19 protein-coding genes are annotated in these 17859 nt (G+C 37.4%); 11 read left to right on the forward strand and 8 right to left on the reverse strand.

From position 1 onward, the window contains the following. Positions 1 to 85: 85 nt before the first annotated feature. Entirely contained in the window at positions 86 to 1426 is a 1341-nt protein-coding gene (locus tag VPHSUH08_RS04845) for an anaerobic C4-dicarboxylate transporter (protein WP_008603031.1), read from the forward strand. Between the two features lie 104 nt (positions 1427 to 1530). Here the strand turns inward: VPHSUH08_RS04845 and VPHSUH08_RS04850 are convergent, their stop codons facing one another. The 3 genes from VPHSUH08_RS04850 to VPHSUH08_RS04860 all read right to left on the reverse strand — a co-directional run bounded on the left by VPHSUH08_RS04850 (position 1531) and on the right by VPHSUH08_RS04860 (position 3697). Then, positions 1531 to 1938: a Fur family transcriptional regulator gene (locus VPHSUH08_RS04850; protein WP_105086905.1), complete on the reverse strand. Its 408-nt coding sequence runs from the start codon at positions 1936 to 1938 to the stop codon at positions 1531 to 1533. A 186-nt stretch (positions 1939 to 2124) separates the two neighbouring features. Beyond that, complete coding sequence (locus VPHSUH08_RS04855) at positions 2125 to 2943, reverse strand: metal ABC transporter permease (RefSeq protein ID WP_105086906.1); 819 nt, start codon at positions 2941 to 2943, stop codon at positions 2125 to 2127. Beyond that, positions 2936 to 3697: a metal ABC transporter ATP-binding protein gene (locus tag VPHSUH08_RS04860; RefSeq protein ID WP_105086907.1), complete on the reverse strand. Its 762-nt coding sequence runs from the start codon at positions 3695 to 3697 to the stop codon at positions 2936 to 2938. The genes VPHSUH08_RS04855 and VPHSUH08_RS04860 overlap by 8 nt, the downstream gene beginning before the upstream one ends. Before the next feature lie 147 nt (positions 3698 to 3844). On the opposite strand from VPHSUH08_RS04860, the gene VPHSUH08_RS04865 reads away from it, so the two are divergent. From VPHSUH08_RS04865 to VPHSUH08_RS04885, 5 genes are all read left to right on the forward strand, one after another. Beyond that, the gene (locus VPHSUH08_RS04865; protein ID WP_021147681.1) at positions 3845 to 4759 is read left to right on the forward strand and encodes a metal ABC transporter substrate-binding protein; all 915 of its coding nucleotides are present in this window, start codon (positions 3845 to 3847) and stop codon (positions 4757 to 4759) included. A gap of 231 nt (positions 4760 to 4990) precedes the next feature. Then, positions 4991 to 5560: a hypothetical protein gene (locus VPHSUH08_RS04870; RefSeq protein WP_105086908.1), complete on the forward strand. Its 570-nt coding sequence runs from the start codon at positions 4991 to 4993 to the stop codon at positions 5558 to 5560. Between the two features lie 48 nt (positions 5561 to 5608). Continuing rightward, positions 5609 to 6280, forward strand: a complete 672-nt coding sequence (locus VPHSUH08_RS04875) for a hypothetical protein (protein WP_105086909.1) — start codon at positions 5609 to 5611, stop codon at positions 6278 to 6280. Positions 6281 to 6579: 299 nt separating this feature from the next. Beyond that, a complete protein-coding gene (locus tag VPHSUH08_RS04880) occupies positions 6580 to 7263 on the forward strand; it encodes a hypothetical protein (RefSeq protein WP_105086910.1) in 684 nt (227 codons plus the stop codon). Between the two features lie 72 nt (positions 7264 to 7335). Next, positions 7336 to 7965 (forward strand): hypothetical protein, encoded by a 630-nt coding sequence (locus VPHSUH08_RS04885; RefSeq protein ID WP_105086911.1) that lies wholly within the window; start codon positions 7336 to 7338, stop codon positions 7963 to 7965. A 55-nt stretch (positions 7966 to 8020) separates the two neighbouring features. Here VPHSUH08_RS04885 and fliB read toward each other — a convergent pair whose 3' ends face one another. After that, positions 8021 to 8926, reverse strand: coding sequence for a flagellin lysine-N-methylase (gene fliB / locus VPHSUH08_RS04890; protein ID WP_105086912.1), 906 nt, complete (start codon positions 8924 to 8926; stop codon positions 8021 to 8023). Between the two features lie 160 nt (positions 8927 to 9086). Between fliB and VPHSUH08_RS04895 the strand changes: the two genes are divergently transcribed. The 3 genes from VPHSUH08_RS04895 to VPHSUH08_RS04905 all read left to right on the forward strand — a co-directional run bounded on the left by VPHSUH08_RS04895 (position 9087) and on the right by VPHSUH08_RS04905 (position 11224). Then, on the forward strand, positions 9087 to 9650 hold the full coding sequence (locus VPHSUH08_RS04895; RefSeq protein WP_012863831.1) for a PepSY domain-containing protein: 564 nt from the start codon (positions 9087 to 9089) through the stop codon (positions 9648 to 9650). A gap of 516 nt (positions 9651 to 10166) precedes the next feature. Further along, positions 10167 to 10787 (forward strand): hypothetical protein, encoded by a 621-nt coding sequence (locus tag VPHSUH08_RS04900; protein WP_004693968.1) that lies wholly within the window; start codon positions 10167 to 10169, stop codon positions 10785 to 10787. A gap of 158 nt (positions 10788 to 10945) precedes the next feature. After that, on the forward strand, positions 10946 to 11224 hold the full coding sequence (locus VPHSUH08_RS04905; protein ID WP_004693966.1) for a PepSY domain-containing protein: 279 nt from the start codon (positions 10946 to 10948) through the stop codon (positions 11222 to 11224). Between the two features lie 405 nt (positions 11225 to 11629). Here the strand turns inward: VPHSUH08_RS04905 and alr are convergent, their stop codons facing one another. Continuing rightward, positions 11630 to 12742, reverse strand: coding sequence for an alanine racemase (gene alr, locus VPHSUH08_RS04910; protein WP_105086913.1), 1113 nt, complete (start codon positions 12740 to 12742; stop codon positions 11630 to 11632). A 278-nt stretch (positions 12743 to 13020) separates the two neighbouring features. On the opposite strand from alr, the gene VPHSUH08_RS04915 reads away from it, so the two are divergent. Next, entirely contained in the window at positions 13021 to 13971 is a 951-nt protein-coding gene (locus VPHSUH08_RS04915; RefSeq protein ID WP_105086914.1) for a 2-hydroxyacid dehydrogenase, read from the forward strand. Between the two features lie 14 nt (positions 13972 to 13985). Here VPHSUH08_RS04915 and VPHSUH08_RS04920 read toward each other — a convergent pair whose 3' ends face one another. After that, positions 13986 to 14549 (reverse strand): TetR/AcrR family transcriptional regulator, encoded by a 564-nt coding sequence (locus VPHSUH08_RS04920; RefSeq protein ID WP_105086915.1) that lies wholly within the window; start codon positions 14547 to 14549, stop codon positions 13986 to 13988. A gap of 200 nt (positions 14550 to 14749) precedes the next feature. On the opposite strand from VPHSUH08_RS04920, the gene VPHSUH08_RS04925 reads away from it, so the two are divergent. Further along, on the forward strand, positions 14750 to 16645 hold the full coding sequence (locus VPHSUH08_RS04925; RefSeq protein ID WP_105086916.1) for a cation-translocating P-type ATPase: 1896 nt from the start codon (positions 14750 to 14752) through the stop codon (positions 16643 to 16645). 119 nt (positions 16646 to 16764) lie between these two features. On the opposite strand, the gene pflA is transcribed toward VPHSUH08_RS04925, so the two are convergent. Both pflA and grcA3 read right to left on the reverse strand, forming a co-directional pair. Then, complete coding sequence (pflA, locus tag VPHSUH08_RS04930) at positions 16765 to 17541, reverse strand: pyruvate formate-lyase-activating protein (RefSeq protein ID WP_004693958.1); 777 nt, start codon at positions 17539 to 17541, stop codon at positions 16765 to 16767. Between the two features lie 12 nt (positions 17542 to 17553). Further along, complete coding sequence (gene grcA3 / locus VPHSUH08_RS04935) at positions 17554 to 17790, reverse strand: autonomous glycyl radical cofactor GrcA3 (protein ID WP_004693956.1); 237 nt, start codon at positions 17788 to 17790, stop codon at positions 17554 to 17556. Positions 17791 to 17859 lie beyond the last annotated feature (69 nt).

A 17859-nucleotide genomic window follows, 5' to 3' on the forward strand; every position in this document is an offset into this window, starting at 1 on the left:
TTTAAACTATAGACTATACATTGCCAAAATTCGATGATTATTTAGCATATCTATGATACTATATATGTATAAAGGAGGTCATCGTATGGACATTTATGTAATTATGCAAGTTATTATTTTATTTGGTGCCATCTTCCTCGGTGTTCGCCTAGGTGGCATGGGCATCGGTTACGCTGGCGGCCTTGGGGTTGTGTTGTTAAGCCTTGGTATGGGGATGTTTCCGGGACAGATTCCATGGGATGTAATTCTGATTATCATGTCTGCTATCGCAGCCATCTGTGCCTTACAGTTAGCCGGCGGTCTTGATTATTTGGTGCGCATTGCTGAAAGTATTTTGCGTAAAAATCCTAAGCACATCAACTACTTAGCGCCAACCGTTACGTATTTCTTAACTATTCTAGCAGGTACTGGTCATACAGCATTCTCTATGATTCCAGTAATCGTAGAGGTGGCGAAAAGTGAAAACATTAAACCATCCGTGCCATTGTCCATTGCCGTTGTAGCGAGTCAAATTGGTATCACAGCGAGTCCTGTATCGGCAGCAGTAGTTGCTATGAGTGGGTTCCTTGAGCCATATGGTGTTAACTATCCTACATTGCTCGCCATCTGTATTTCCACAACATTTGTAGGGGTTATGATTACGGCATTTATCATGTCTACCTTTGCGAATAATGATTTATCTTCTGATCCAGTGTATCAAGAACGTTTGGCGGCAGGTCACGTGGCGCCACCTCGTGAAAAAAGCACTGATTTCCACTTAAAACCTGGTGCAAAAACTTCAGTATTGATTTTCTTGATTGGTATCATTTGTATCGTATTCTACGCAACAGCAATTTCCAAAAACATTGGTATTATTAAACCAGTTATCTTTGGTCGAAATGATGCTATCATCGGCTTTATGATGATTATTGCGGCTGCTATCACATTCTTCTGTAAGCTTGATACAGCAGAACTTGTTAATACAAGTACATTCAAATCCGGCTTATCCGCTTGTGTCTGTGTACTAGGCGTAGCATGGTTGGGTGATACCTTTGTAAAAGGTCATATCCCTGAAATCAAAGCGCTCGCTTCTAGCATGGTAACAGCATATCCGTTCCTATTGGCGGTAGCGTTCTTCTTTGCAAGTACATTGTTGTATAGTCAAGCGGCAACTACGCAAGCTTTGGTACCAGCTGTAATTCTAGCTCTCGGTATTACACCAGAGAACACAGGATCCGTTTATATTATTATCGCATCCTTTGCAGCTGTATCTGCACTCTTTGTATTGCCTACATATCCAACACTTTTGGGGGCTGTACAAATGGACGATACGGGCTCTACACGAATTGGTAAACTCGTATTTAACCATCCATTCTTTATTCCAGGCGTACTTGCTATTGCCATCTCCGTAGCACTCGGTTTCCTAGTGGCTCCGTTGATGCTGTAATTGGTGAAAACTAAATAAGGTTAATACAAAACATATTTAAAGCTAAAAAGGACGTAACTATCAGTTGCGTCCTTTTTGTTGTTTAAACATTAGTTGTCTATTTTCTACTTCTTGTTTTTGCACTTCTTACAAATTCCTGCGATCTCAAGGTGATGTTCCGTCACAGTGAATCCTGCTTCGCTGAGTTCTTTAGGCATTTCTACGACGGGGCAGGTATGGAGTGGTAGCATCGCACCACAGCTCGTACATACTGCATAGTGGCGGTGTGTATGAGGGGTGATTTCATAATATGCCATATCACTACCCATGAGCGTGGTACGTGTAACGATACCCTTAGTTTCTAATAGTTCAAGTGTACGGTAGATAGTAGACATCCAAGTAGTACTACCATTACCTAAGCGTTCTGCGATTTCAAGGGCTGTAATAGGTTTATCTGTAGTTGTTAATACAGACCAAATGGCTTCGCGCTGTTTGGTCTTTTTTATGCCTTCCGGCCAAGCTGTTGTATTCATAACTCTTTTTCGATTCTGTTTTAATACTAAAACTGTTATACACTTGTATAGTTAGATGATTTATATGGCTAATAATATATCAAATATACTATCGGATTTAGTTAGCTGTATTTTTTTATTTAATTAATTATATTATTCTAACTAGCTATGTTGTTTATATCTAAACATATTAATGATTGTTTTAGTTTATTTGCTAAACTGCATGCGTCGTATGATAGCTCGAATATTCTTAATGACTAATACTACTAGTAAAATACCTACCGATGTTAGAGATACGAAGCCACCAGGAGCTACGTTAAGGAAGTAGGATCCAAAGAGTCCAATGATCATAGCGAGCAAGCTAAATCCAATGGAGCATAATAAAGTTATTTTAAATCCTTTTTCTAATTGTAATGCAGATGCTACAGGTAACGCAATCATGGCACTCAATACGAGGACACCAACAATTTTAATAGAAATTGATACGGCTGCAGCCATTAAGATGGCAAAGATATAGTTAATAAAATCTACCTTAACACCTGCTACACGAGCGGCCTCTTCGTCATAGGCGATGTAAAGAAGTGAGTTGTATAGGAAATATAAGGTGAGTACAGATAAGATTGTAAGCACAGCAATACTAATCATATCAGTTGCGTTTACCGTTAGGATGCTACCAAAAAAGAATACATTTGCATTAGCCTTTAGTTTGCCTGAGCTAATAAGCGTAATAGCTGTACCAATGCTGAGGGATAAGATTATAGTAAGAATCAAATCGAGATGGTGTGAAAAATATTTTCGCAAGAACTCGATGAGTGCACCACAGATAGCAGTAAAGATAAAAGCTCCTAAAATTGGATTAGTATTCGTCAATAAACCTAGCGTAATACCTGCTAGAGATGCATGACTCATGGTGTCCCCAATCATACTGGAACGGCGTAGCACCATGAAGATACCAATACATGGACATAAAAGAGAAATACAAATCGCTACGAAGAAGGCATTTTGCATGAAATCATAATTAAACATGGTGCACCTCCTCAATTGTGGTATCATCGGCCTGAGCCTGAGACTCTGTTGTTACATCTGTGAAACAGGAGCAGTTTTCGTGATCTATTGGATTGCGATCTGTACTGTGCATGATTTCACTAGCATATTGCTCAGGGGAGCAAAGGTGACCTTGACCATTTGCAATATGGTAGATATTAGTTGAGTTAGCTAAGGCCATTTCGATATTGTGCTCAACAGAGATAATCGTAATATGGTGCTCTTGGTTCAAATTGCGAAGTAGAGCATAGATGCCCTCTTGGCTTTTTCTGTCGATACCCGTTGAAGGCTCATCGAGAATGATAAGATCTGGCTTACCGATGAGGGCACGGGCGATAGATACACGCTGAGCTTGTCCACCTGAAAGTTTGCTGATGAGACGGTCTTTAAATTCCGTCATATGGGTAAGCTCTAATACGCGATTGACTTCCTGCTTATCCTTAATCTTTAAAAGTTTTCGGTAGGAATCGAGGATTTCTTTTACCGTAATAGGAAAGCCTGCGTGAGAGAAGTCATTTTTTTGAGACACATACCGAATATTATTGGTGCTTCGCTTGATAGAACCTTTTACCGGTGTAAGAAAACCTAAAATAAGACGGAGTAAGGTACTTTTACCACACCCATTATCCCCAACGATGGATATATAATCACCACTGTGAATATGTAAATTAAGGTCGTTTAGCACATAAGGAGGTTGACCTTGATAGGAAAAATAAAGATGTTCTATTGATAACATATGAAAACCACATTTCTGATTGACAAAATTCTAAGTAAGTTTATACTATAACTATATTACAAATGCAACTGAGTCGCAACTGCAACTAAAGAATAGAGTGTATTCTGTATAGGCATAGCGATCAGGATTTTACAAAGGAGGACTACGATGATCAAGAAACTGATTTTGTTAGTTGTAGGTATTATGATGGCTGCTTTATTTGCAGGTTGTGGCAATGATGCACCGAATGCACAGAAGGAACAAGCAGGTAAAAAAATCCAAGTGGTAACAAGTTTTAATGCAATGGCTGAGTTTACAAAGGCTATTGGTGGTGACAAGGTAGAGGTATCTACTATTATACCAGATGGTGTAGAACCACATGATTTCGAGTTGAAACCTGAAAATATGAAACAATTGGCAACAGCTCAAGTGTTTGTGTATAACGGTTTTGGTATGGAGCCTTGGGCAAAACAAGCTATCGAAGCAGCTAAGAATGATAAACTCGTATCTGTTGTAGCTACTGAAGGCGTTGAAGCTATTAAAAATACTGATCCAGAAGAAATTAAAGAACATGGTGCAGAAGATCCTCATGCATGGTTATCTTTGAAAAATGCTAAAATTGAAGTGAAAAATATCAAGGATGCCCTTGTAAAAGTTGATCCAGCAAACAAGGATTATTATGAAAAGAATTATACTGAATACGTTGCTAAATTAGATGCAATGATTAAAAAATATGAAGATCAATTCGCTAAAGCTCCTCATAAAAACTTTGTTACAGGCCATGCAGCATTTGCGTACTTATGCCGTGACTTTGGTTTAGAACAAAATAGTGTGGAAGATGTATTTGCTGAAGGTGAACCTAATGCAGCACAATTGGCTAAACTCATCGAATACGCTAAAGAAAACCATATTACTACTATCTTTGCAGAAGAAATGGCTAGTCCAGAAGTATCCAAAACTTTGGCACAAGAAGTAGGAGCTAAGGTAGAAACTATTTACACTATCGAAAGTAACGAAGATAATAAAACATACTTAGAACGTATGGATGAAAACCTTACAAAAATTGCAGCATCTTTGCAATAAGATAAATAAAAGAGCAGCCCCTAGTGGGCTGCTTTTTTGCGTTATAATAGGCTAAAATAATATCTTCAAAGTTAGATTATATAGTATAATATATTATCAGATTAAATAAAAAGGAGACTTGATATGGTTATCATTAATAAATCAGGGGTTGCTGATGAAAGGTCTCGACCATAATTATTATTTTGAAGGGAATCAATTAATTAAAAGTGAAAAGTTATAAGGTATAGTATTATGAATGGTTTGTTTGGTTTATATATAGAAAAATGGATGCATTTAGTGACTATAAAAAATATGTTATTACTTGCTGTGGGATCCCTAATTATAACTGACTTAGGTTTATACGTATTAATGTTGATTTTTCCAAAGAGTCCTTTTTTTAAAACCTTTATTTGGGAGGTTATAGGTCCAGTAGAGTTAGAGGCACTTCCTATTATTGGATATATACTTGGAATTGTAGCATTTGTTCTTGTAACTTCTGGTATTTTATATGGTATTTTTAAAATTTTTAAGGGACAGGTTACCTATAAGCAGCTAGTGGCAGACTTACTTTTAAATAGCTGCATTGCTAGTTGGATTCATTTAATTTTTGTAATTATTGCGGCACCTATTTATCTTTTTTTAGATTTACGTATTAGTGGTGGTTCGGGTGGATTAAGCACCATGGAACTAGTTAATGTCTTTATTATGGCTCAACTTATGTCTAAGCAATTTGGTCTAAGTCCTTGGATAACGGGAATTTCTTTTTACATAGTATCCTTCATCTTTGGTGTGGGAGGTATAATGTTGTCCATGACGGTTTAAATATAGTTTGTGTTACAATTAGATAGATATAGGTGTTTTGGAGGTTTTATGGAAACAAAATGGTATTCAGATATTTGGCAACTTGTGGTAGCTCCATTTAAACGTGGTATTCCACAGATTGTAGAGCATGGATCTTGTCGCAAAGGGTTCTATGCTACAGTAGCTTTGGCATTGGTGGCATTCGTATTTTCAAATATTCTACCTACTTTTTTGAGTATGATATTTGTGGATAAACTTAGTGTTGCACTTACTGGTGCGGCGGCTCTTTCTGGGGCCGGTATATTAGGCCTAGCGGTTGGCTTGCTATTTGCTTTTATTGGTATTGCTATTTATTCTGCTATTTTTTCTTGGGTCGCTAATAAATTTGATGCCAATACTACATATGAGTCTGTGTTAAAAATTATGTGGTATGAACAAGCTTATAATCAGATTATGGGCCTAGTATATTTCATTGGATTCCTATTACTATCATTGCCATTTTTGTTGCTACTAGGATCTAATCCTGATTCTACAGTAGGTGGTATCGTATGGATAATTATTATTATATTCGCAACGATAGCTTTTGCAGTCTATACATTCTGGGTATGTTTAACATTGTTAAGTCGCCAAATTAATAAATCCCGTTTAGCAACTTTTGGCATTTCTATTATTACGAGTTTAATTCCCATAATCGTTTTAGGTATCTTGATTGGCATCATAGCACTTGCTACTTCCAGATAATTACATAACATGAAAACTATCAAAGGGGCTGTAATAAAATAGTCCTTACTACTAAAAAAGCTATTAGCTGATTATATATAATCAGCTAATAGCTTTTTTCTGTATTTTATAAAGAAAAGGACCCCGAAGGATGCATTTCATTGGGATAATTAAAGTATGAAAAGATGTCTCTTTTGTGCTATAATGATGAACGGAAAATGAAAAGTAACTATTTTTATAGTTCCTTTTGGTGTGTTGTATGTTATAGTATTTAAACTTGAATGGTATGTATGTATATTGTGTAAAAGGTGGTGATACTTATGATGGTAGGTTTAATGCAGTTTATCTATCGTTTATTAAACCCTATTGAAGAGAATAATCCTCGTATGTATCACTTTGATATTGCCTATGGGCAACTCATAGGAATGTTGCTATTAACACTTATATGCTATCAATTTACTATTGTAGGTGAAGGCGTATATTTAGATGCTATACGTGCGTTTATACGTAATTCTTCGTTATTGGTAAGGTGGGAATCACTATCTCTTCCAGTAGGTCAACATGAAATACAACTTTTTTTGGAACAGATGGGTAGTCCTAGAGAATTTTGGAATGTAGGTCGCTTTGCATGGGTAATCGGAAAAGTCATTCTCATGGCATGTATCATTATAGTCTATGCGGTTGCTCAACAGCGTAAATTCTATGTTCGAACTGTTACAACCGGTATTTTGCATATCATGTCATTTGCTCAACTTGTTGTGGCACTGATTACTTTTACAGCAGGGATTATGCTGATTCTAACTTCGGTACCATTAATACTGCAAGCGATCATTGGCTTCTGTATGATTGTGCTATGTATTTTAAGTACCGTATTATTGTTACAAACTATGGGACGTATTGTGGGAGCATGTATTAATGGGACCCCTTATGAAGGTCTGATTTTAATGTTGATTGCTCTTTTAGTAGCACACGTGTTTGAATGGATTTATATGTTGACTCGATAAAATACATATGATATATCTAGGACGAGACATGGCTCGTCCTTTTTTACTAGTTTTAAACTAAAAGGAGCATTTATGACATGGTATAAGGATATATTACATTTATTTACCAAACTTAGCGAACAATCATTTCAAAATATTATCAATTACGGATCTCTTACGAGAGCCATTCTGAATCTAGTTGTATCTACTATTGTATTATATATAATGACCTATAGCTTACCGTTTATGGTGAAAGTTATATCTCCATTGCTTGGGATTAAACGGATTACTGGGTTAACTCACTTTGATTTAGTTAGCACTCTAGCAAGTTCTACATTCTTGATTTTTCAAATTATTATCGGTTCATTCGTCATATGGCGCTTACTTATTTTAGTAGGTGGACATGGTACGTATAGCGGCGTGCTGCGCAATTATATATATGGCATAGCTTATACAAATGCGCTTCGCACGGTTGTATTACTATTAGTCCATATAATAGGGATTATTTTCTTCTCTCTATCCATTCAAAAATATGTTGGGGATATGGCCTATCTTATTACGATGTTTAGCCAATATTATGCTGTCTTTATTGTAGCTCAATTAATGCGACGTTATGTTGGACTAGGCATCGTTAAAACTTATATTGTTATGTTTATTGTGGCATTATTATCTGTATCAGCATTGCCTCAATGGATTCGCTTTGTCCATACATTATTCAAATAATATATTGTGATAAGAATTAAAACCGCAAGATACATATCTTGCGATTTTTTGCTCATTAATCTAGTTGAGCTTCGTAATGGTGTAATAAGAGCTCTACATTATCTTCGTCGTATTCGATTTGTTGTGACCATCTTGCAATTTGCTTTAAGGGCTGCCCCTCTAAGGCGCTAGCCATAAGTATATAGTCAGTACCATCCTTTGCATAAGCTAAAATAGATTCCAAGGAATAGTCTGATAGCATATCAATTTGGCGATACAATATATATTGGTACACTTTGTTAAATAGGCTCATATCCTCTTGCTGTATATAGGTCTGTACGGATGCGGTGAGTTGGTCTAGTTTACTAGATAATGTATTAACCTGTGCAGTCCAATTTTCATCGATGGGTTCCGTTTTTTTATATAGGTCTAATAATTCTTTGAAAGACTGCTTTGTGGGATTTGGCGCATATTGGAATAGATTAGGATCTAAATCAAAGGCCAATAATTCAAATACATTCTGAAGTGTTAATCGCTCCTCAGAAGTAAATTCGTTATCGTCATCTTCAATTGTAAAGAGGAGAAAGTCCATCGGTTCCTGCTGGGCTAATAGTTCAACCGATGCTTCACAAGATAATCCGACTCCACATAGCTCTAAGTCTTCAATATATTTATAAAAGCGCGGATGCATATGGCAGGTGTCGCAAAGTCCTTCTTCGCCCAATTCGAGTACAACCTTACACAGTCCATTTTCGTTGAGTAAGGGACACATAGGTTGTGTTTTGGAAAATACGAAATGACTACCTTCGTCATCAACCGTGATGGCTTGTTGTAAACTTTCACCAAGAGAACCTGTCATGGAATGATAACGTTCAGCAGTATGTTCATCTATATCGATGGTCCACAGCTGACAACATGTATTTTCGCATCGATTGGCCTTGCATTGAAATTCGTGATATATAGTGGGGTAAATTGAAATCATAGTTAGCTCACATGTAGTTACAAAAATGAATCTATGTGCATTGTATCATAGGGTGCAGGTACATGCACTAATTATATAAATAAAGATTATAAACCGTGTTGATTTAGTGTATAATTGTATATATATTGTTATGATAACTGTTTGAGATATGGAGGAACCAATGAGATCATTTTTTGTAAAAGGTAGCCTTGTATTGGCCTTGGCAGCGGCATTTGGCATGCCAAATGCAAGTGCAGCCCCTTTAGTAGCTGTAGAGCCAACTGTGGCAGTTGTTGATGGCAACCATGCAGCAATTGTAGGAGCTAATGGTTTATTAAATGCCTTTATCCAAAATCATCCAAATGCTGGAATTACGGAAATCGCCTTTGATGCGGATGGAGGTCAAATTAAGTATGATGTAGAAGGTTTTGATGAAACTGGCAAATATGAGTTAACGTATATCTATGCTACTAATCAAATCTTTGAAAAACGTGAAGGGGACTTCCATAAATCGTTAAAGAAAAAATCTTTTGATCCACGAGAAATTTTACCTCCTGCAGCAGTGGTGAACTTTGCTTATGCCCAAACAAAAGGCAAAGCTGTGAGCCTCAACGAATGGGCTGTGCGCTATGATAAAGGTAAAATCGTGTACAAAGTTAGCTTTGGTACAGAAGATAATAAAGAGGTACATGTACGTATGGATGCAATGAACGGTAAATTGCTATCTGTTAAATTTGATGACTAATATATGATTGACTAGTTATTATATCTTAATAGTGCCTAGTTATTTTATTCTGAATATAATAATTAAATGCCTTAATACTGTTTTTCTTAAAAAAATAACTAGTATTGAGGCATTTTTTGTGAAAGTTTGCTCATGAATGTGAATTTTTAGATATCAATACGTGTATTTTGAAAGCCGTTTATCCCTTATATATGGGGTAAACGGCTTTTGACATGTTATTCATGGAATTTTTAAGTATAAAGTAAATCCCATAGGATTTTATAGGAATTATATATAAATTCATTCTAAACTCACTATAAAATAAGCATTTAATGGTTCTTCTACATTTTGACTTCATAGACTATCGATAGTATGTGTACCAGTCGAAAGACAAACTCAACTATATCTGCAATTTCCAAACTATATATCTACAAGTCCATGCTAGATATATGTTTTGGAACTTACATGATGACATTGAGTTGACTGGAAATATACATGCGTAAAGTTGCATGTATATGAATTAATAAGGAGGACAATATGAAAAAATCTATTTTAAAAAGTAGTATTGCTTTAGCAGTGGCTGGTGTATTTGGTGCCACTGTAGCTGTAACAGCAGCTGAACCAGTAACTCCAATGCCTGTTACGCAAGAAACAGCGAGTACAGCGACTCCAGCACAACCAGTTACTGATCCAGTAGTTCCTACTGTAGCGGTGGCTCCAGATGTGGCTACTACTGCAGTTGCACCTAAAACTCCGGTAGCTCCTGTAGCAGAAGCTAATCAAGTAGGTACAGCAGTTCGTAATACTACACCAGTTCCAACAGCTACACAAGATGTTAAAACACCAGTAGCTCAAGAAACTGTAGTGCCTAGTACAGAAAATCCTGCAGCAGCGGTCCCTTCTATTGAAACTGCATCTGTAGCTAAAGCTCCTAGTGAACCAAGAGTAGTACGCAGTGGTGATAAAAAATCTGATTCTGTAGCGAAGCATGGTAAAGAAGTTAAAAATACTAAAAAAGCTGCAGTAGATAAAGCGCCTAAAGTAAAAGTTGTGAAAGACGAAAAAAAAGCTGATAAAGAAGAGCCTACTAAAGAGGAAAAAAAAACTCTAAAAGTAGAAAATCACAACCTAGCACAACCAACCAGCAAGAAGGCGTAGTAGACCAAAATAGTATTTTCGTAGCTGGTGCTAATTATTTAATTGACCAATTCGAAAGCAAATTTGGAAACTCCAAAATTACAAATGTATCTTTCAAAACTCAAGGTAAAACTGCCATCTATGAAGTAGCTGGTTTTAATACTAGTGGTGCTCATTCTATGACTCTAGATGTGGCTACTGGTAATGTAACGGATGGTACTCCTAAAGCATATGACGCATCTATGGAAGCTAGTGCTATTGATGCCGGAACAGTAATACCTCCACATGTGGCAATTAATGCAGCTTTTGTACAGTCTGGCAAGGTAGCGACTGGTATTAATGCGTGGTCTCTTGCTAATCAAAATGGAAAATCACTATATACCATAGAGTTCCATGATGCACAAAATAAACCGATATCCGTTGTATTGGATGCTAAAACAGGGACGGTAGCAAAATAAGTTGATCTCCTATTCTATAGCGCTGTAAAGTAAACCCTTTCAAAAACGAACACTAAGCACTCAAAACTATACACACATAACATAAGTACACTTACACACACATACACAACACATAAAACACACAAAAACACACACAATAAACAACACACACACAATAAACAATTACACACAGCCCTCTGGATTGGATAGATAAACATTGACTCTCTCCTATGCCGTCTATCGTTCAGAGGGCCCCTTATGAATTGTGGTTCCCTCCGAATCATAAGATTATATACTTGGTATATATACTCTCTCTCACAATAAGAACGTAACTGCTTTACAGCACGCTGGGTATAGGAGAGCAAGAAAGCCCGTATCACATGTAGACTTCTACATGTGATACGGGCTTTCTTTATTTTACATAGGTTAAATATATTGTCGTGGTACGCGCTCTGAGAATCCACAAAAGATCTCATAAGGAATTGTAGAAGCAAGGGCTGCAATTTCTAAAGCAGAAATGCTTTCATGACCTTGAGACCCTAGAAGCACCACCTTATCGCCAGGCTTTACCGTGATTGTATCCGGAACAGAAACCATGAATTGATCCATACAAATACGACCTACTACGGGACAACGAGTGCCATGAATCAGTACGGTGCCCCGATTGGATAAACTACGAGGGTAGCCATCCGCATAGCCTACAGGGATAGTAGCAATTGTCATTGGCTCAGCTGTGATATAGGTAGATCCATATCCAATGCCTTCGCCAGCAGGGATATGTTGTACATGAACAACTTCACTATGGAAAGATAAAACAGGTTTTAAGCCCAATCGATTTGGCACATCAAGGGATGGCATGATACCGTATTGAATAATACCAGGACGAGCATCTGTGAATAAACTATCTTTGACAGATAAGAGCCCTGCACTATTGGCGAGGGAGAAACGGTAATCTGCTTCTGGACGGAATGCTCGTATTTCATCTACCATGCGATGAAATTTTTGTGTTTGGCTATGGGCATGTGTTTGGTCCGCCGCATCAGCATTGCTCATATGTGAGAAGAATCCGTCTATTTCCAAATTTTCGTATGACTCAATGCGTTTGATGAACTCAATAGCATTTTCTGGCTTGATGCCAATACGATGCATGCCTGTATCAACGGCAACAGCAACGCGAATAATCATGTCGTGATTATCGGCTACTTTATCAAGTGATTCCAAGTCGGTAGATTCACAAACGGCAGGAATCGAATTAGTGTCTGCCACAAGTTCAAAGGATTGTGGCCTTGTGAGTCCTAATAAATAAATCGGTACCATAATACCTGCATTGCGAAGTGGTACGGATTCCTCTGGAATAGCAACGGCTAAGGATTCGTAACCTTCCTCCACGGCAATACGACCCATCATAACACTGCCGTGGCCGTAGCCATTGGCCTTGATGACAGCTGTAGACGTACTCCATTCAGGTAAACTATCTTTAATTTTACGCAAATTCTCGCGAACGAGACTTGTATTTATGGTCAAATAGGTAGGTCTCATTGTATTCCTCAATTCTATATAACATTACTCTTATTTTATAACTTTTGGGGAATTACACAATACTTTTGTGAAAGTTATATACAGAAAAATGAGTTTTATTTTGAATTTTATAGGCTTTATACATATATTATATACAATTATTGTGAAAGTATATTAATTGGTATAGGTAGTTGATATATAATAGAAGTTATTTTAGTATAAAATTATATAAATAATAGTATAATTTATATAGAAGTGGTATTACCTATGTTTTAGGCTATTCAATTTAGGAGGTTCTCATGAGCGAACGTGTAGTAGTGGTAAATGCAGGCAAAATGAATTATGACCATGCATTGGATTTCTCCATATTATCTAATGATGTGCAGGTCTACGAAGATAGTACGAATGCTGAGCTTATTGAACGGATTCAAGGTGCTCGTGTTGTGGTCACAAAAGAATTGCCTGTAAGTGCCGATCTGCTTTCACAATTCCCTAATACTGTAGAGCTTATCGTAGAAGCAGGTACTGGCTATAATAATATTGACCTTGACGCAGCAAAGAAAAAGGGCATTACTGTGTGCAATATTCCTGCGTATAGCACAGAGCGTGTAGCACATACGGTGATCATGATGATTCTCAATTTTGCATCCACCATGCAGCAACAAATTGGTATGCTTGTTAAAGGTGATCGCAGTAATTTCACGAAATACCTTCAAGTGAGCCATACAGAAGTGAATGGTAAAACCTTAGGTGTTGTCGGAGCTGGTCACATCGGTATGGAAGTTATCAAAGTTGCAAAAGCGCTAGGCATGAACATCTTAGTGCATACACGTACACCAAATGCTGATGGTGATGGCATTCGTTATGTGAGCCTTGATGAACTGCTAGAAAATAGTGACTATATTTCCTTACATTGCCCACTAAATGACCAAACTAAACATCTTATTAATAAAGAAACAATCAGTAAGATGAAGTCTAATGCAGTCATTGTGAATACTGGTCGTGGACCTCTCATTAATGAAGCAGACCTTTGTGAAGCATTAGCAGCTAAACGTATCGCTGGAGCAGGTCTCGATGTACAAGAGGTAGAACCACCAGCTGAGGATAGTCCTCTCTATTCACTGGATAATGTTATCATTACTCCGCACATGGGTTGGAAAGGCCTTGAAACACGTCAACGCTTGGTAGGCATTATTCGAGATAATGTACAAGCCTTCTTAAAGGGGGAACCAATCAATGTTGTATCTTGATAAATTTTAAATAATTATATAATAGGTTCTATAACGGCATGGAAGTAATTGTCTAATTCTGTAGGCGATTCTTTCATGCCGTTTTTTGCCCACCATAACACCATTTCCACAAAGCTACCTGAAATATGATTAATAATAAAGTCATCCGGTAGATTTGTATTTGCTTTACGGTCTTGGTTGATAAAATATCCTTGTACCAACTCATTTAGATGATCCCTGAAATAGCGCAAAAAGATTTCGTTATTATCACTAGCTAGTAGCTCCAGGATTTTATTTTCATTTTGCTGTAAATGTTGTAATAAATGACCAAATACTGAGACTGGATAAATACTTTGTTGATACAGCCCATGAGCATGAGGTAAATGATTAATACTATCTTTTATATGTAAAAATAAGTCTTCGCAGAGTGCTTCTAGTAATGCTTCTTTTGTGTCGAAATGAGCATAAAAGGTTGTGCGGCCAATGTCTGCGGCACTAATGATTTCCTGAACGGTGATTTTGTCATACGCCTTATTAGATAATAATTTGTTAAAAGCTATAAATATGGCTTTACGAGTTTTTTTCTGCCTACGATCCATATTAACTCCTGTCATTCTTTTAGTACAGAATAGCGTATATGTTCCGTAATGAACATATGAGATGTTTTATATATTGTATTAAAACCATAGGTTGATACAATTAAAGTGAACAAGGTGTTCGCTATCGTAATTATTGTACTGTAAGTGTAGTCATAATTCAATTCATATTGGTAGTGAAAGTGTGATAAGGGGATTGTTGTATGGTACATCGAATACATGATATATTATCTGGTTTATATATGACGATTTTAGCGGGGCTATTTTTACTGCTTGATGGGATTCCGCATTTGATAGAAGAGTTTTGTGGACAGAGACCATTTCAAAATATATTCCCTTTTGAACCTTCCTGGATTACCGTTATTATTTGTGGTTTTCCTCTTGTATATTTGTCTATACGAAGGATTGTATATAATAAGGGGATTAGTAAAATCTCGTCAGCTTTATTGATTTCTATGGCTATGTTTGCGGCCATTGCTATTGGAGATATATTTGCGGCTGGTGAGGTTGCCTTTATTATGGCTTTAGGCGCTCTCCTTGAAGAAGCAACTACGGAGCGAGCAAAAAAGGGATTAAAAAAGTTAATTTCATTAGCACCTGTTAAGGGTCGTAAAATACAAGATAACAAAGAAATGATGGTTTCTGTAGAGTCTATACAAAGTGGTGATTATTTACGAATCCTTCCGGGCGAAACAATCCCTGTAGATGGACGCATTATTAATGGTGAAACAACGGTAGATCAATCCATTATGACAGGAGAGTCTATACCTGTTGATAAAACAATTGATGATGATGTATTTGGCGGAACGATTAACTGTTTTGGTGCCATAGATATTATAGCTACCAAAGTGGGCGAAGATAGTTCTATTCAAAAAATGATTCAGCTTATTAGAAATGCAGAACAGAAACAGGCTCCTATTCAGCGTATAGCTGATACTGTTGCTAGTCGATTGGTTCCTATTGCATTGTTGATTGCTTGCATAGGCTATCTAGTAACTGGAAATATCATCGTTGGTGTTACTGTGTTGGTAGTATTTTGTCCTTGTGCATTGGTGCTTGCTACACCTACTGCGGTTATGGCCGCTATTGGTCAAGCTACTAAACATGGCGTTATTATTAAATCTGGTGAAATTCTTGAAACTATGGGAAAAGTAGATATTATGGCATTTGATAAAACCGGTACTTTAACACGTGGGCAGTTAGCGGTTCAATCTATTTTAGCCGTTGATACAGATTATAGTGAGACTGATATTCTTCAATTAGCTGCATCGGCAGAGGCTAAGAGTGAGCATCCTATTGGCAAGGCTATCGTTTCTCATGCGATAGAGCAAGATTTAGAAATACTTGACACTACTTCGTTTACGATGTCTGTAGGTAAAGGGATTATAGCTGTAATAAAAGGTCGAGAATTATATTGTGGAAATGAACGATTCCTTGAAGAGCATAATATTATTGTCAGTGAGTCTATTCAACAAGCCATTAATGTATATCGAAGTGAAGGAAAGGTATCTGTCATTATTGCAAATAATGAGTATATTATAGGTATCATTACATTATCTGATACAATGCGAAATGATGCGATAAATATTATATCTGCTATCTCAAGCTTAGATATGACAACAGTATTACTTACTGGTGATAGTAAAGCAGCAGCTACATATATTGGAAAGAAATCTGGCGTTTCCGAAATACATGCGGAGCTTTTACCAGGAGAAAAAGTAAGTATTATCGAATCATTGCAAGGGAAACAGCACAAGGTTTGTATGGTTGGCGACGGAATTAACGATGCTCCGGCTATGAAGACTGCTGATGTGAGTATTGCAATGGGGACTATTGGTAGTGATATTGCCATAGAAACAGCAGACATTGCTTTGATGAGTGATGACCTTAGCAAAATTCCTTATATTAAGCGACTATCAGATGCTACGATTAAAACTATAAAATTTAGTATTGCTTTATCAATGGCCATTAATTGTATCGCTATTATTCTCTCATTGCTTGAGGTTTTGACGCCTACTACAGGTGCATTAGTGCATAATGTGGGATCTTGTTTAGTGGTCCTCATCGCTGCCCGTTTGTATGATAGAAAGTTTATTTAAATGCAATAAGAGCCGTCCCCGGTTGTATGGGGGCGGCTCTATTGATTAGGGCTATCATAGATCAAGTTTTGGTATATATATTTATATATATCAAGGGAGGTAGTTATCCTCAAACTTGATTATGATTGATGTTGTGTTTTGATGGGACTCCACCAATGGCGTCTATAGGCCTTGATGCCTTCCACCACGGTTCTTGTCGCTTTAGCTGCAATATCTTTCGTTGCAGCTGGGATGCCCTCTAGGCGATAAGGAATACCTAACTCCTTATATTTAGCAATACCCATAACGTGATAAGGTAAGCAATCAACGGCTTGTAAATTTTTCAGAGATCCTAGAAAAAAGCCTAGACGATAGTGACGATCGGCATTATCTGTAATCGTAGGGACTACTACGTGACGAACCCAAATCGGAACTTCCACGTCTGCCGTCAATCGAGCAAACCCGAGAATGGGCTCTAACGGTTTACCCGTTAACCATAAATGCTTGGCTGGATCGATTTCCTTAATGTCTAGGATGACGAGACTAGTTACACTGAGTAATTTACGGTATGCCACCTCTTGGTGGGGGTCAAAACAAATTCCACTTGTATCTAAACAGGTATGGACGTTTCTTTCACGGAAATATGTGAAAAGCTCAATAACAAAGTCGATTTGCATAAGAGCTTCCCCACCTGTGACGGTGATACCACCATTAGTATAAAATTGGCGGTTACGTTCGTACTGGTCCCATAATTCCTTTACGGTCATGAATTTAGCATTATCGCTAGTTTCATCCCATGTATCAGGATTATGGCAATAAGCACAGCGCATGGGGCATCCTTGAAGAAATACCACCATGCGCATGCCTGGACCATCAACCGTACCCATCGTTTCAACCGAATGAATACGTCCAGTCATAGGAAACCTCGATTAGATACGTTGATGGAATGTACGGGAAATAACTTCGTCCTGTTGTTGTTTTGTCAATTTGTTGAAGTGCACCGCATAACCGGATACACGAATCGTCAATTGAGGGTACAACTCAGGATGTTTTTGAGCGTCTAACAATGTTTCACGAGTAAACACGTTAACGTTCAAATGATGGCCGCCCTTTTGGGAATAACCATCCAATAACTCTACCAAGTTATCAACTTGTTGGTTGCTCATGGGTATAACCTCCTTTCAACCAAGACTAACACGCGTATCGGTGCCGGTGAAAGCAGTCCGATACTGTGG

It is taken from the genome of Veillonella sp. S13054-11 (assembly GCF_002959795.1).
Lineage (GTDB): Bacteria > Bacillota > Negativicutes > Veillonellales > Veillonellaceae > Veillonella > Veillonella parvula_E.

Excerpts from the sequence above, each read along its gene's own strand:
- VPHSUH08_RS04875 (WP_105086909.1), top strand. The coding sequence starts at position 5,609 with ATGGAAACAAAATGGTATTCAGATATTTGGCAACTTGTGGTAGCTCCA.
- VPHSUH08_RS04925 (WP_105086916.1), top strand. The coding sequence starts at position 14,750 with ATGGTACATCGAATACATGATATATTATCTGGTTTATATATGACGATT.
- pflA (WP_004693958.1), bottom strand. The coding sequence starts at position 17,541 with ATGACTGGACGTATTCATTCGGTTGAAACGATGGGTACGGTTGATGGT.
- grcA3 (WP_004693956.1), bottom strand. The coding sequence starts at position 17,790 with ATGAGCAACCAACAAGTTGATAACTTGGTAGAGTTATTGGATGGTTAT.
- VPHSUH08_RS04915 (WP_105086914.1), top strand. The coding sequence starts at position 13,021 with ATGAGCGAACGTGTAGTAGTGGTAAATGCAGGCAAAATGAATTATGAC.
- VPHSUH08_RS04850 (WP_105086905.1), bottom strand. The coding sequence starts at position 1,938 with ATGAATACAACAGCTTGGCCGGAAGGCATAAAAAAGACCAAACAGCGC.
- VPHSUH08_RS04880 (WP_105086910.1), top strand. The coding sequence starts at position 6,580 with ATGATGGTAGGTTTAATGCAGTTTATCTATCGTTTATTAAACCCTATT.
- VPHSUH08_RS04865 (WP_021147681.1), top strand. The coding sequence starts at position 3,845 with ATGATCAAGAAACTGATTTTGTTAGTTGTAGGTATTATGATGGCTGCT.
- VPHSUH08_RS04855 (WP_105086906.1), bottom strand. The coding sequence starts at position 2,943 with ATGTTTAATTATGATTTCATGCAAAATGCCTTCTTCGTAGCGATTTGT.
- VPHSUH08_RS04885 (WP_105086911.1), top strand. The coding sequence starts at position 7,336 with ATGACATGGTATAAGGATATATTACATTTATTTACCAAACTTAGCGAA.
- VPHSUH08_RS04905 (WP_004693966.1), top strand. The coding sequence starts at position 10,946 with ATGACTCTAGATGTGGCTACTGGTAATGTAACGGATGGTACTCCTAAA.
- fliB (WP_105086912.1), bottom strand. The coding sequence starts at position 8,926 with ATGATTTCAATTTACCCCACTATATATCACGAATTTCAATGCAAGGCC.
- VPHSUH08_RS04860 (WP_105086907.1), bottom strand. The coding sequence starts at position 3,697 with ATGTTATCAATAGAACATCTTTATTTTTCCTATCAAGGTCAACCTCCT.
- VPHSUH08_RS04900 (WP_004693968.1), top strand. The coding sequence starts at position 10,167 with ATGAAAAAATCTATTTTAAAAAGTAGTATTGCTTTAGCAGTGGCTGGT.
- VPHSUH08_RS04920 (WP_105086915.1), bottom strand. The coding sequence starts at position 14,549 with ATGGATCGTAGGCAGAAAAAAACTCGTAAAGCCATATTTATAGCTTTT.
- alr (WP_105086913.1), bottom strand. The coding sequence starts at position 12,742 with ATGAGACCTACCTATTTGACCATAAATACAAGTCTCGTTCGCGAGAAT.
- VPHSUH08_RS04895 (WP_012863831.1), top strand. The coding sequence starts at position 9,087 with ATGAGATCATTTTTTGTAAAAGGTAGCCTTGTATTGGCCTTGGCAGCG.
- VPHSUH08_RS04870 (WP_105086908.1), top strand. The coding sequence starts at position 4,991 with ATGAATGGTTTGTTTGGTTTATATATAGAAAAATGGATGCATTTAGTG.
- VPHSUH08_RS04845 (WP_008603031.1), top strand. The coding sequence starts at position 86 with ATGGACATTTATGTAATTATGCAAGTTATTATTTTATTTGGTGCCATC.